At 64.5% G+C, this 13,236-nt stretch carries 15 protein-coding genes and 1 pseudogene; 13 read left to right on the top strand and 3 right to left on the bottom strand.

All coding sequences use genetic code 11. The annotated features are described in order from the left end of the window. Positions 1-22 precede the first annotated feature (22 nt). The 3 genes from FKM97_RS25525 to FKM97_RS25515 form a co-directional block, all read right to left on the bottom strand. A complete protein-coding gene (locus FKM97_RS25525) occupies positions 23-685 on the bottom strand; it encodes a transmembrane anchor protein (protein WP_144295285.1) in 663 nt (220 codons plus the stop codon). A 16-nt stretch (positions 686-701) separates the two neighbouring features. Continuing rightward, the gene (locus FKM97_RS25520) at positions 702-1,376 is read right to left on the bottom strand and encodes a HupE/UreJ family protein (RefSeq protein WP_144295312.1); all 675 of its coding nucleotides are present in this window, start codon (positions 1,374-1,376) and stop codon (positions 702-704) included. Between the two features lie 104 nt (positions 1,377-1,480). Beyond that, positions 1,481-1,858, bottom strand: coding sequence for a hypothetical protein (locus tag FKM97_RS25515; protein ID WP_144295284.1), 378 nt, complete (start codon positions 1,856-1,858; stop codon positions 1,481-1,483). Positions 1,859-1,951: 93 nt separating this feature from the next. Here FKM97_RS25515 and FKM97_RS25510 point away from each other — a divergent pair, with 93 nt between their 5' ends. The 13 genes and pseudogenes from FKM97_RS25510 to FKM97_RS25450 all read left to right on the top strand — a co-directional run. Further along, the gene (locus FKM97_RS25510) at positions 1,952-2,227 is read left to right on the top strand and encodes a metal-sensing transcriptional repressor (RefSeq protein ID WP_144295283.1); all 276 of its coding nucleotides are present in this window, start codon (positions 1,952-1,954) and stop codon (positions 2,225-2,227) included. Next, positions 2,227-3,546: an MFS transporter gene (locus tag FKM97_RS25505; protein ID WP_144295282.1), complete on the top strand. Its 1,320-nt coding sequence runs from the start codon at positions 2,227-2,229 to the stop codon at positions 3,544-3,546. The genes FKM97_RS25510 and FKM97_RS25505 overlap by 1 nt, the downstream gene beginning before the upstream one ends. A gap of 23 nt (positions 3,547-3,569) precedes the next feature. Next, positions 3,570-4,010, top strand: coding sequence for a YqaA family protein (locus tag FKM97_RS25500; RefSeq protein WP_144295281.1), 441 nt, complete (start codon positions 3,570-3,572; stop codon positions 4,008-4,010). Positions 4,011-4,015: 5 nt separating this feature from the next. After that, positions 4,016-4,726: a HoxN/HupN/NixA family nickel/cobalt transporter gene (locus FKM97_RS25495; RefSeq protein WP_170241147.1), complete on the top strand. Its 711-nt coding sequence runs from the start codon at positions 4,016-4,018 to the stop codon at positions 4,724-4,726. Between the two features lie 461 nt (positions 4,727-5,187). Next, on the top strand, positions 5,188-6,171 hold the full coding sequence (trbB, locus tag FKM97_RS25490; protein WP_144295280.1) for a P-type conjugative transfer ATPase TrbB: 984 nt from the start codon (positions 5,188-5,190) through the stop codon (positions 6,169-6,171). Continuing rightward, positions 6,168-6,500, top strand: a complete 333-nt coding sequence (locus FKM97_RS25485; RefSeq protein ID WP_035102145.1) for a TrbC/VirB2 family type IV secretion system protein — start codon at positions 6,168-6,170, stop codon at positions 6,498-6,500. Before trbB ends, FKM97_RS25485 begins: the two co-directional genes overlap by 4 nt. Further along, complete coding sequence (locus tag FKM97_RS25480; protein ID WP_144295279.1) at positions 6,500-6,781, top strand: VirB3 family type IV secretion system protein; 282 nt, start codon at positions 6,500-6,502, stop codon at positions 6,779-6,781. The genes FKM97_RS25485 and FKM97_RS25480 overlap by 1 nt, the downstream gene beginning before the upstream one ends. 14 nt (positions 6,782-6,795) lie before the next feature. After that, a pseudogene (gene trbE, locus FKM97_RS25475) lies at positions 6,796-9,236 on the top strand (conjugal transfer protein TrbE). Then, positions 9,233-10,006, top strand: coding sequence for a P-type conjugative transfer protein TrbJ (gene trbJ, locus FKM97_RS25470; RefSeq protein ID WP_144295278.1), 774 nt, complete (start codon positions 9,233-9,235; stop codon positions 10,004-10,006). The pseudogene trbE and the gene trbJ overlap by 4 nt, the downstream one beginning before the upstream one ends. A gap of 20 nt (positions 10,007-10,026) precedes the next feature. Beyond that, positions 10,027-10,323, top strand: a complete 297-nt coding sequence (gene trbK-alt, locus FKM97_RS25465) for a putative entry exclusion protein TrbK-alt (protein ID WP_144295277.1) — start codon at positions 10,027-10,029, stop codon at positions 10,321-10,323. A 2-nt stretch (positions 10,324-10,325) separates the two neighbouring features. Further along, positions 10,326-11,684, top strand: coding sequence for a P-type conjugative transfer protein TrbL (gene trbL, locus FKM97_RS25460; protein WP_144295276.1), 1,359 nt, complete (start codon positions 10,326-10,328; stop codon positions 11,682-11,684). After that, entirely contained in the window at positions 11,684-12,367 is a 684-nt protein-coding gene (trbF, locus tag FKM97_RS25455; protein WP_144295275.1) for a conjugal transfer protein TrbF, read from the top strand. The genes trbL and trbF overlap by 1 nt, the downstream gene beginning before the upstream one ends. Then, the coding region (locus FKM97_RS25450; RefSeq protein WP_144295274.1) for a TrbG/VirB9 family P-type conjugative transfer protein at positions 12,364-13,236 on the top strand (873 nt) is incomplete at its 3' end. The genes trbF and FKM97_RS25450, both read left to right, overlap by 4 nt.

Below are 13,236 nucleotides of genomic sequence, written 5' to 3'. Positions count from 1 at the left end.
CGACCGGCCGTAACATGGCTGCCTACATCATCCGCTTGATTTCGGAATAGGCACCGTTGGTCTTCAGCGTCACGGTCACGGGAGCGTCGGTACGGTTGCGCCAAAACCAACCGTGATTGCCATCGAACGCCGCCTCTAGAACCCCCTCGTCGTCGGCAACACCGCGGCCCTTCTCGTAGGAGATGTTCTCGCCGCCGCCGTCGCCGTGCGTGTCGAAGTTCACCGCCGCTCCGTTCGCGGTCCAGGCGAAATTCGCCTGCGCGCCCTTGACCATGACGAGCTTGATCTCCGCCCCTTCGCCGGGCGCGAGTGTGACGGACATCTCGTCGGAGCGCGTTTCCTGCGCCTGCGCTCTGCCAACGAGGAATTCGGCATAGATGCGATCGAGAAGGCCTGAGCCCTGCAGCGGCTTAGCCGGAGAAGGCGCAGGTGCGAACGCCGGCACGACATTCGGTTGGTCGCGAATGCGGTCCTGCTCGGCTTCCTCGGCGAGCTGCGTCTTGATCTCGCCCATTTCGGTCAGGCGGAGCAGCCGGCCCGCGCCGGTCGGGTCGATCCCGTACTCGGAAGGCAGGACGATAGCGACGAGGATCGCGGCGGCCGCAAAGATCGCAACGGCTGTGGACTTGAGCAGTTGCGCCGAAGTCGGCAGTTCGGCGCGGGTGGGCGTATCGGAATTGTACATGGGAGATTCTCCTTGGTCAGGCGACGAAATAGCCGGTGAGCTGATATCCGATCAGCACGAATCCGGCGGTCATCATGAGGACGTTGGCGGTGTAGGCGTGTTTCCAGAAGCTGTCCGTGCGCCGCCAGTACCCCATCATGATGAGGATCATGGCGAGCGCGATGAGCTGGCCGATTTCGACGCCGACATTGAAGGCGAGCAGGTTGGGCAAGAGCCCCTCCTGCGCGATATCGTATTCCAGGATCTTGGTCGCCAGACCGAGGCCGTGGAAGAAGCCGAAGATCAGCGTCGCAAGCTTGGTGTTCGGCTGGTAGCCGAACCAGCGCTGATAGGCGCCGAGGTTGTCGAGCGCCTTGTAAACGACCGACAGGCCGATGATGGCGTCGATCAGGTAGGAACTGACGTTCCACCCGAACCATACCCCAAGGATCATCGTCGTCGAATGGCCGATCGCGAACAGACTGACATAGATCGCGATGTGTTGCAGCCGATAGAGGAAGAAGACAACCCCGAGCAGGAACAGGAGGTGATCGTAGCCGGTGACCATATGCTTGGCCCCCAAATACATGAAGGGGATGAGGTGGATCCCCGTGATCTCCTGGATGTAGCCCTTGTCCCCCTCGGCGACGGCGTGAGCCGCGGCGAGGCCGGTGGACAGGAGCATTGCCAGGACGACCGACAGGATGGCCATCGGAAGGACGAACGGTGCGCGCGCGGCGAACCGTCCGCCCTCAGGCGGATAAAGTGTCATGTGATCGTTCCGCGATTGCGTGAAAATGTCGGCCGAAGCCGGATTCAGCTTGTCACGCGTCGCGGAGGTCGGTCGCCCGGTGGATTAGACAGGGAGGCGACCCGATCGTCCGGCATTCCAGTTCCGAAATCCCGGGGCGATGCCAACCGAAAGCCGATCGATACGGCGGCGCTCGGCGTGTCGTGGCTGTGGTCACCGACATGGAAGCGATCGTGGTCGTGGCCGGACGGCGCGGAGGTTTGCTCGTCGTCGTCATGCGAATGGCCATGGTGCTCGTGTGAATAGCCGTGATTGACGCTGGTGACCGTGCTGACCTGCGTCACGCCCGAAGGGTCGGTGACCGGCGCACGGAAGCCCAACACTGCGAGCGCAAGCAGGCAGATCAGCATGATCCTGACGGTGGCGATTCGATTCCGCATCATTCCCAGCGGTATAAACCATTGGTTAAGGCAAGGTAAAGGCATAGGAGGATTATGAATTTGACAGTATCCTTTGTGGGAGGATAGGACAGAAGCATGTCCGAACACCGCCACGCCTCCCATCCCGACATCGTCAAGCGCCTCAAGCGCGCCGAGGGCCACCTGCGCAGCGTCATCGCGATGATCGAGGGCGGCAAACCCTGCCTCGACATCGCACAACAGCTCCATGCGGTGGAAAAGGCGGTTGCGCAGGCCAAACGCACGCTGATCCACGATCATCTCGAACACTGCCTTGAAGAGACGATCGGACCCCTGCCGCTGGAAAAACGCGGTTCGGTCGACGAATTCAAAGAAATCGCGAAGTACCTCTGATGCTCGCCGTCCTTGCGAACCGCACATACCGCCATCTGTTCGCCGCGCAAGTGATCGCGCTGCTCGGCACCGGGCTGCTGACAGTCGCACTGGGACTGCTTGCGTTCGAGCTTGCGGGCGAGAGCGCCGGAGCCGTTCTCGGCACCGCGCTCGCCATCAAGATGATCGCCTATGTAGGCGTCGCGCCTGTCGCGTCTGCCTTCGCGGAGCGCGTGCCGCGCCGGGCCATGCTGGTGGCGCTTGACCTCGTGCGGGCGGGTGTGGCGCTTTTCCTGCCCTTCGTCACAGAGATCTGGCAGATCTACATCCTGATCTTCGTGCTGCAGTCGGCATCCGCCGCTTTCACCCCAACCTTCCAGGCGACGATCCCGGACGTGTTGCCGGACGAGAAAGAATATACAAGAGCGCTTTCGCTCTCCCGGTTGGCCTACGATCTCGAAAGCGTTGTCAGCCCGATGCTGGCGGCGGCGCTCCTGACCGTGATCTCCTTCCACAATTTGTTCGCCGGCACCGTCATCGGCTTCCTCGTCTCGGCGGCGCTGGTCGTCTCGGTCGTCCTGCCGAGCCCGAAGCCTGCCAAGCCGCGTGGCATCTACGACCGAACCACGCGCGGCATCCGAATCTATCTAGCGACGCCGCGCCTGCGTGGTCTGCTGGCGATCAACATGGCAGTCGCGGCGGCAGGCGCTCTGGTGATCGTCAATACCGTCGTCTACGTGCAAGGGTTCTTCGGCCTCGGCCAAAGCGACACCGCGCTGGCGCTCGCAGCCTTCGGTGGAGGCTCCATGCTGGTAGCACTGGTGCTGCCCCGGCTACTCGACACCATCCCCGACCGGACGGCGATGCTGGCTGGCGCGTCAGCCCTGGCAATCGCCACGGTCGCCGCGGCGGCGATCCCTTCCTATGGCTGGCTGCTGCCGCTCTGGTTCGCGATCGGCGCAGGCTATTCGATGGCGCAGACGCCATCGGGACGGCTGCTACGACGCTCCGCGCACGCGGAAGATCGCCCGGCGCTGTTCGCCGCACAGTTCGCCCTCTCGCACGCATGCTGGCTCCTGACTTATCCGCTTGCAGGGTGGGCGGGAGCGACAATCGGACTTCCTGCAACGTCCGTTGTCCTGGCGCTGATCGCAGCGGCTAGCGTGACGCTTGCCGCATGGCTGTGGCCCGCGTCCGACCCGGAGGTGGTCGTGCATTCCCATGACGGGTTGCCCGCCAGCCATCCGCATTTGAACGAAGGCGTCGCCGGCGGCCGGAACAGCCATGCCCATGCCTACGTAATCGACGACCTCCACGCCGTCTGGCCGCATGCGCGGTGAGGCCACCCGGACGGTCCGACATCATGGATGACGTCGCTATTCTCGGTGGTCTGTTCGCGATCGCCTTTGTTGCCGCGACGATCCTTCCAGCCCAGTCGGAAGCAGCTCTGGTCGGCCTTCTCGTCGCAGGGACGCATTCACCCGTCGTGCTTGTCACTGTCGCCAGCCTCGGCAACGTTCTTGGTGCGGTCGTCAACTGGGCGCTCGGGCGCGGCGTCGAACGATTTCGCGACCGGAAGTGGTTCCCGGTGAGTAATTTCTCACTCGACCGGGCGACGCGGTGGTATCGGAAGTGGGGACGCTGGAGCTTGCTGCTTTCGTGGGCGCCTATTGGCGGGGACGCGCTGACAGTCGCCGCAGGAGTCCTCCGAGAGCCGCTCTGGAGCTTCGTCGTCCTCGTCATGATCGCCAAGACGGCGCGCTACATCGTGCTTGCGGTCGCCACGCTGGGCGTCATCGCATGATGGGCCTGTTCCAGGACCTCGTCGCCATCCAGCGCGAGATCTACCTCGCCTTTGCCGATCGCATCGGCGACTTCGCGAAGACCGGGGACTGGACATTGCTCGCAGCCTACCTGCCGATGGGAATCCTGTTCGGCGCGGTGCATGCGCTGACCCCGGGTCACAGCAAGGCGGTGCTCGCCACATATCTGACGGGATCGACCGCGAGCATACCGCGCGGGCTGGCCGTATCGCTCATATTGTCGTTCGTCCATGTCGGGATGTCCGTCCTGATCGCGCTGCTTTCGCTGCCGCTCGTATCGGTGGCGCTCGGCAGCGTCGGCCGCGCTCCGATGCTCGAAGACCTGAGTCGGGGACTGTTGGGCGTGATCGGCATCTGGATGCTTTGGCAAGCCGTCCGGGGAACCGGACACGCCCATGGCCAGGGGATGGCTGCAGGGTTCGCCGCCGGCCTCATCCCTTGCCCGTTGACCCTCTTCGTCATGACCTTCGCCATCTCGCGCGGAATGCCGGAAGCGGGCATAGCCTTCGCCGCCGTCATGATGATCGGCGTCGCGCTGGTCCTTTCGACCGTGGCACTGGCGACCGTGCTGTTCAGACAGCAACTCCTGGGCCTCCTGGCAAGCAGGCCGCGCACCGTGGATGCCTTCACGCGCGCGATCCAGATCGTCGCCGGGCTGGTCCTGGTCGCGGTCGCCTTGAACGCTATCCGCAACTGATGCGCTTGTCCCTACGACCGCTTCCACGCGCGAGGTATTCGATAAGAGAGCGCCGGAGACAGGGTTGCGGGAATGGCAGGTCCTTAACTTTTGGCACCGCAAACCGCCGGTCCGTTTTAGGCCCCCATTCACGCCGAAATTGGTCTCTGACCGTACGGCAGGTTTTGGACAGCGACAGTGAAAGCGGAACGACCGAGATGAGGTGGTGGATTCCTGCCGTCTGCCATGCGCAAAAATCTCGAGTAAATATCCAGTTATACGACTGATATTTGCAACGTCTTAGAATGCCAAATTTTGCGACAACCAACATAGCCGCCAACTCGCACTTCCGCAGTCTTCCTGTCTTTCTACGCCAGACCACTACTACGCCCTTGACCCTGTTGCGCGGGCCTAATTCCTGCCTCTCTTACTCATCCCCGATCCAGGGCTGGCCGAACGGTCCCTGAACGCAAGGGGACGACATGGCGGAATCTTTTCAGACATCACAGGCGACGACGCGGGGCGCGCGCATGCTGCGCACCGCCCTTGGCCCCGCCATCGCCCGGTTTCTTGAAGACCCGTCGATCGTCGAGGTGATGCTCAATCCTGATGGCCGGCTCTGGATCGACCGGCTCTCCGAAGGCCTGTCCGATACGGGCGAGCGGCTGTCGCCAGCGGACGGCGAACGGATTGTGCGTCTGGTCGCGCACCATGTCGGCGCCGAGGTCCATTCCGGTGCTCCGCGTGTCTCGGCGGAACTTCCCGAGACGGGGGAACGGTTCGAGGGGCTTCTCCCTCCCGTCGTCGCGGCGCCGAGCTTTGCCATCCGCAAACCCGCAGTCGCAGTCTTCACCCTCGACGATTATGTCGCTGCTGGGATCATGACAAGCGATCAGGCGGAGGCCCTGCGCGTCGCAGTCATCGACCGCAAGAACATCCTCGTCGCCGGTGGCACCTCCACCGGAAAAACCACGCTCACCAATGCGCTGCTCGCCGAGGTCGCCAAGACCTCCGACCGCGTGGTGCTGATCGAAGATACCCGCGAGCTTCAGTGCGCCGCGCCGAACCTCGTGGCGCTGCGCACCAAGGACGGCGTGGCGTCGCTCTCAGATCTGGTTCGCTCGTCGCTGCGCCTGCGGCCCGACCGCATCCCCATCGGCGAGGTGCGTGGCCCGGAAGCCCTCGATCTCCTCAAAGCCTGGGGCACCGGCCATCCCGGCGGCATCGGAACCATCCACGCCAGCACCGGTATCGGCGCGCTTCGCCGTCTCGAGCAGCTCATTCAGGAAGCCGTCGTCACGGTCCCGCGCGCGCTGATCGCCGAGACCATCGATCTCATCGCCGTGCTGTCGGGCCGCGGATCGAAGCGCCGCCTCTCCGAACTCGTCCACGTCGAGGGCCTCGGTCCCGACGGCGACTACCGCGTCGTGCCATCAACCCCCAACCTCACAGGAGAACCAACATGATCCGCCGTGCCCTGCGCGTCCGCCGCCATATCGCGACGGCTGCCGCCGTCACCTATGCCAGCCTGATCCTCGCCCCCGCTGCCCACGCGTCCGGCTCGTCCATGCCATGGGAAGCGCCGCTGCAATCGATCCTGCAATCGATCGAAGGCCCTGTCGCCAAGATCATCGCGGTCATCATCATCATCGTCACCGGCCTGACGTTAGCCTTCGGCGACAGTTCGGGCGGCGCCCGCAAGCTGATCCAGATCGTCTTCGGCCTCTCGATCGCCTTCGCGGCCAGCTCGTTCTTCCTCAGTTTCTTCTCCTTCGGCGGCGGGGCGCTGGTTTGATGACGGGCCTCAATGACCAGTCCGACGAAGTGCCAGGCTTCTCCGTCCCCGTTCACCGAGCGCTGACCGAGCACATCCTGCTCGGCGGCGCCCCGCGTTCGATCGCCATCGTCAACGGCACGCTGGCCGCAGCCCTCGGCCTGGGCCTGCGCCTCTGGCTGGTCGGCATCGCGCTTGGGCTCCTCGGGCATTTCGCGGCCGTCTGGGCGGCCAAACGCGATCCGATGTTCGTCGATGTGGTGCGCCGCCATCTGCGCATCCCCGGTCATCTCGGCGCCTGAGGAGAACAACCATCATGATGAACCTTGCAGAATATCGTCGCACCGTCACACGACTCGCCGACTTCCTGCCCTGGGCGGCGCTGGCCGGAGACGGCGTCGTGCTCAACAAGGACGGCAGCTTCCAGAGAACGGCTCGGTTCCGTGGCCCGGATTTGGATTCCGCGGTGCCGGCCGAACTGGTGGCCGTCGCGGCGCGACTGAACAACGCCTTCCGCCGCCTCGGCTCCGGCTGGGCCATTTTCGTCGAGGCGCAGCGCCATGCCGCCGCCACCTATCCGGCAAGCCGCTTTCCCGATGCGGCATCGGCACTGGTCGATGCCGAGCGCAAGGCCGGGTTCGAGGAAGCCGGCACGCATTTCGAATCCAGCTATTTCCTGACCTTCCTCTATCTGCCGCCCGCCGAAGACGCGGCGCGTGCCGAGAGCTGGCTCTACGAGGGCCGCGAACAATCCGGCGTCGACGCTCGTGAGATCCTGCGCGGCTTCATCGACCGCACCGACAGGGTGATCCAGCTCATCGACGGTTTCATGCCGGAATGCGCATGGCTCGATGACGCCGAGACGCTGACCTATCTGCATGGCTGCATCTCGACCAAACGCCACCGCGTCCGCGTTCCTGAAACGCCGATGTATCTCGACGCGCTGCTCGCCGATCAGCCGCTTACCGGCGGACTGGAGCCGCGTCTGGGCAATTCCCATCTGCGCATTCTCACCATCGTTGGTTTCCCGACCGCAACCACGCCCGGCATTCTCGACGAGTTGAACCGGCTGGCCTTTCCCTATCGCTGGTCGACGCGGGCGGTGATGCTCGACAAGACCGACGCGACCAAGCTGCTGACCAAGATCAGGCGGCAATGGTTCGCCAAGCGCAAAAGCATCGCCTCCATCCTCAAGGAGATCATGACCAACGAGGCCTCGGCCCTGGTCGATACCGATGCGTCCAACAAAGCTGCCGACGCCGATCTGGCGCTTCAGGAGCTGGGTGCCGATTACGCGGGGCAGGCTTACGTCACCGCGACCGTCACCGTCTGGGACGACGATCCGCGCATCGCTGACGAGAAGCTGCGGCTGGTCGAAAAAATCATCCAGGGCCGCGACTTCACGGCAATGCCTGAGACCATCAACGCGGTGGACGCCTGGCTCGGCTCCTTGCCGGGGCACGTCTACGCCAATGTCCGGCAACCGCCCATCAGCACACTGAACCTCGCCCATATGATCCCGCTTTCAGCGGTGTGGGCGGGGCCGGAACGGGACGAGCATTTTGCAGCGCCCCCTCTGCTCTTCGGCAAGACCGAGGGCTCGACCCCGTTCCGGTTTTCCCTTCATGTCGGCGATGTCGGCCATACGCTGATCGTCGGGCCAACCGGCGCGGGTAAATCCGTACTGCTGGCGCTGATGGCCTTGCAGTTCCGGCGCTATCCGGGCGCACAGGTCTTCTCCTTCGATTTCGGCGGTTCGATCCGCGCAGTTGCGCTCGCCATGGGCGGCGACTGGCACGACCTTGGCGGAGGTTTGAGCGAAGACGCCGCGACGACAGCGTTTCGCTTCAACCTCTGGCCGGCATCCATGATGTCCCCGAACGCGCCTGGGCCGCCGACTGGATCGTCTCGATCTTGACGCGCGAGGGTCTCGGCATCACGCCCGAGGTGAAGGAATACATCTGGACAGCACTGACCTCTCTGGCGTCCGCGCCGGTGAACGAGCGCACCATCACCGGCCTCGCAGTCCTGCTGCAGTCCAACGATCTGAAGCAGGCGCTGCGACCTTATTGCGTCGGAGGTCCCTATGGCCGTCTGCTCGACGCCGAGGCCGAGCATCTGGGCGGGGCATCCGTACAGGCGTTCGAGACCGAGGGGCTGATCGGCACGGGCGCGGCGCCCGCCGTCCTGTCCTATCTGTTCCATCGGATCGGCGACCGCCTCGACGGGTCTCCGACCCTGCTGATCATCGACGAGGGCTGGCTGGCGCTTGATGATGACGGGTTCGCCGGCCAGCTCCGCGAATGGCTGAAGACCCTGCGCAAGAAGAACGCCTCCGTGATCTTCGCCACGCAGTCCCTGTCCGACATCGACGGCAGTGCCATCGCGCCCGCGATCATCGAAAGCTGCCAGACCCGGCTTCTGCTCCCGAACGAACGTGCGATCGAGCCGCAGATCACCGCCATCTATCGGCGCTTCGGACTGAAAGACCGGCAGATCGAGATTCTCGCGCGGGCAACGCCGAAGCGGGATTATTACTGCCAGTCCCGGCGCGGCAACCGCCTGTTCGAGCTGGGTCTGTCCGATGTGGCGCTGGCGCTCTGCGCCGCCTCTTCCAAGACCGACCAGACCGACATTCAGCGCATCGTCGCCGAGCATGGGCGCGAGGGCTTCCTCGCCGCTTGGCTGCGGCACCGCGACGTGGCCTGGGCCGTCGACCTCATCCCCGGCCTCAACAACCTGGAGACACCCTCATGATGATCCGCCGTTCCCGCGCGGCCCTTGTCGCCGCGACGATCCTTGCCGCACCGCTGGCGGTCTCACCCATGCTGACCGCCCCGGCATATGCGCAGTTCGGTTTTGGCGGCATCGTCTACGATCCGACCAACTACGCGCAGAATGTCCTGACAGCGGCGCGCACCCTGCAACAGGTCAATCAGCAGATCACCCAGCTTCAGAACGAAGCACAGATGCTGATCAACCAGGCTCGCAATCTGGCGAGCCTGCCTTACTCCTCGATTCAGCAGCTTCAGCAATCGGTCCAGCGTACCCAACAGCTTCTGAATCAGGCGCAGAACATCGCCTTCGACGTCCAGAAAATCGATCAGGCGTTCCAGACCCAATATGGGGCAGCCTCGCTCTCTGCAACGGACCAGCAGCTCGTCGCCGGCGCGCGTGAGCGTTGGCAAAACACTGTGGGCGGTCTTCAGGACGCCATGCGCGTACAGGCCGGCGTCGTCGGCAATATTGACGGGCAGCGCGCCGAGATGTCGGCCCTGGCCGGCCAGAGCCAGGGCGCGACCGGTGCGCTTCAGGCAACCCAGGCTGGCAATCAGCTCCTCGCCCTTCAGGCCCAGCAACTCGCCGATCTCACAGCACTTCTCGCTGCCAATGGCCGGGCCGAGGCATTGTCGGCGGCTGAACAGGCCGCGGCTGCCGAACAGGGCCGTGAGCAGCGCCGCCGCTTCCTGACGCCCGGCACGGGCTACCAGCCGGGCAACGCCCAGATGTTCAAAAACGGCAACTGAGACCCGGAAAGGGGAGCACCATGGACGGCAAGATGCTGGCCCGGTTGGGCGCCATCATATTCGTCGCCGTCGCGATCACCGCGACTGCCATCGAAATGACCCGCAAGGAAGAAGCACCGGCGGCCCCCTCCGCCCGGCAGCTTCAGCCGTCCACCCCCGATCCGCTGCGCGCCGGTCAGCGCCGCTGCCAGCAACTCGGGCAGAAGGCCACCGAAGATCCCGAGTGCCGGCGCGTCTGGACCGAAAGCCGTGATCGATTCCTCGGCACCCCGACGCCTGTCGTGCCGGTCGCTCCCCGTCAGAACGAAGGACAATAATCATGGGCGGCACCGGAGTCATTGACCAGTTCCTGCAGGTCTTCACCAGCTACATCGACAGTGGCTTCGGCCTGCTCGGCGGTGAGGTCGCCTTCATCGCCACGACGCTGATCGTCATCGACGTGACGCTGGCCGCGCTGTTCTGGAGCTGGGGCGCTGATGACGATATCATCGCCCGCCTTGTAAAGAAGACCCTGTTCGTCGGCGTCTTCGCATATTTGATTTCCAACTGGAACAATCTGGCGAAGATCATCTTCGACAGCTTTGCCGGTCTCGGCCTCAAGGCTTCCGGCACCAGCTTCACGACGGCCGATCTGCTGCGACCCGGCAAGGTGGCGCAGACAGGCCTCGATGCTGGGCGGCCCCTGTTGGAGTCGATCTCCGGCCTGATGGGCTACTGGTCCTTCTTCGAGAACTTCATCCAGATCGCCTGCCTGCTCTTCGCCTGGGCCCTGGTGCTGCTCGCCTTCTTCATTCTGGCCATCCAGCTCTTCGTCACGCTGATCGAGTTCAAACTGACCGTCCTCGCAGGCTTTGTTCTCATCCCCTTCGGCCTGTTCGGTAAATCAGCGTTCATGGCCGAGAAGGTGCTCGGCAATGTGATCTCCTCCGGCATCAAGGTGCTGGTGCTGGCCGTCATCATCGGCATCGGCTCGACCCTGTTCGGCCAGTTTACCGCAGGTTTTGGCGGGGCGACGCCCACCATAGACGACGCCATGGCGATCGTTCTGGCCGCCCTTTCCCTTCTCGGCCTCGGCATTTTCGGCCCCGGCATCGCCAATGGTCTTGTTTCCGGCGGTCCCCAGCTTGGCGCGGGCGCCGCAGTCGGAACCGGCCTCGCCGTCGGCGGGGCGCTAATGGCCGGCGCCGGAGCGGCCGGTCTCGCCGCTAAGGGAGGTGCTGCCGCGCTTTCCGGTGGCGCGGCCGCCGTTCGGGGAGGCGCGGCTGCCGCTGGCGGCGCCTCCACCGCCTATAGCCTCGCCTCCGCTGGCCAGTCGGGCGCATCCGGTGTGGCATCCGGCCTCGGCGGTGTAGCGAAAGCGGCAGGCAGCGCCGCCGTCTCGCCGCTGAAGCGCGCCGCATCTAAAGCCACTGAAAGCGTCCAATCCAGCTTCTCGGACGGCGCCAAATCCGCCTTCGAGACCGCTGGTGGTTCCTCGACCATGGGAACGATCGGCGGCGGCGCTGACGCTGCCGGTTCCCCCTCGTCACCCGCAGGCAACGGCCCGCCCGACTGGGCCAAGCGCATGAAACGCTCGCAGGGCATGTCCCACGGCGTCTCCGCCGCCGCCCACGCGGTGCGCTCCGGCGACAGCCATGGCGGCGGCTCCTCCATCAACCTTTCCGAAAGTGACCGCTGATGTTCAATCGTCCCGCAATCCATTACGGCAAGACACCCGAACCCGAGACCCCGTACCAGAAGGCCGCGCAGATCTGGGACGAGCGCATCGGCTCGGCCCGGGTCCAGGCGAAAAACTGGAGGCTGATGGCCTTCGGCTCGCTGCTGCTAGCGGGCGGCTTCGCCGCTGCCCTCGTCTGGCAGTCGGCGCGCGGCACCATCGTTCCCTGGGTCGTGCAAGTCGATAATCTCGGCCAGTCGCAGGCCGTCGCCCCGGCCGTTGCCGATTACCGTCCGACCGACCCTCAGATCGCTTTCCATCTCGCCAGATTCATTGAGCAGACACGCTCGATCCCGGCCGACGCCATCATCGTCCGCCAGAACTGGCTGCGCGCCTATGAGTTCACGACCGATCGTGGCGCCATGGCGCTAAACGATTACGCCCGCACCAACGACCCTTTCAGCAAGGTCGGCCGCACACAGGTCGCGGTCGATGTTTCGAGCGTCATCCGCGCCTCGCCGGATTCGTTCCGTGTCGCCTGGGTGCAACGCACCTATCAGGACGGCTCTCTCGCCTCGACCGAACGCTGGACCGCAATCCTCACCATCGTCGTGCAACCCCCACGCGACGCCGAGAAGCTCCGGGCCAATCCGCTCGGGATCTACGTCAACGCCATAAACTGGTCGAAGGAGCTGGGACAATGATCCGGCAGACTACTCAGCATGCCGGAATGCCGGCTTTCCTCGAACCCGCACTGTCGCAGTTCCGCAGAAGCGGCCATACGCTTTTTCGCAAAATCGCAATCCTCTCGGTGATGCTGGCGACGACCGCGCTGGCCGGTTGCGCCACCATGAACAAGCCCCCCGAGATCAGCTATGACGATGCGGCCCCCGCCGTGCAGACGGTCGAAGCGGCGGCTCCCGTCACCGTCGTCGAACTGCCGCGCCCCTTGCCGCTGCCCGGTCAGATGAAGCCGGTCGAAGAATCTCGCCGCGCGGCCGAGCCGACCGACCCCGCCGCCCGCGTCAATCAGGCCAATGCGGCCGCCCGCATCCAGCCGGTGCGCGACGGCTTCATCAACGCCATGCAGGTCTACCCCTATACGGGCGGCGCCCTCTATCAGGTCTATACCGCCGTCGGCCAGATCACCGACATAGCGCTGCAGCCGGGAGAAACCCTCGTCGGCGCTGGCCCCGTCGCCGCTGGCGATACCGTGCGCTGGATCATCGGCGACACGATCAGCGGCGCCGGCGCCACCCAACAGGTTCATATTCTAATCAAGCCGACCCGCGCCGATCTGATGACCAACCTCGTCATCAACACCAATCTTCGCACCTACCACATGGAGCTGCGCTCGACCGAGCGCACCTATATGGCCTCGGTCTCCTGGCAATATCCGCAGGATCAGCTCATTGCGTTGCGCCGCCAGAATGCACAGGCGCAGGCCCAGCAGCCGATCGCCACCGGCGTCGATCTGGCCAACATTGTCAACGGCGGAGCAATTCCAGGCCACTGCGGCGGAGTAAAAGCAGGCCACTTGCGTGAGGGTGCGCCGAAGCAGAGAAGGGTCCCG

This window comes from Rhodoligotrophos appendicifer (assembly GCF_007474605.1).
In the GTDB taxonomy this organism is placed as follows: Bacteria; Pseudomonadota; Alphaproteobacteria; order Rhizobiales; family Im1; genus Rhodoligotrophos; species Rhodoligotrophos appendicifer.
This window is presented reverse-complemented; position numbering and strand designations above follow the sequence as displayed.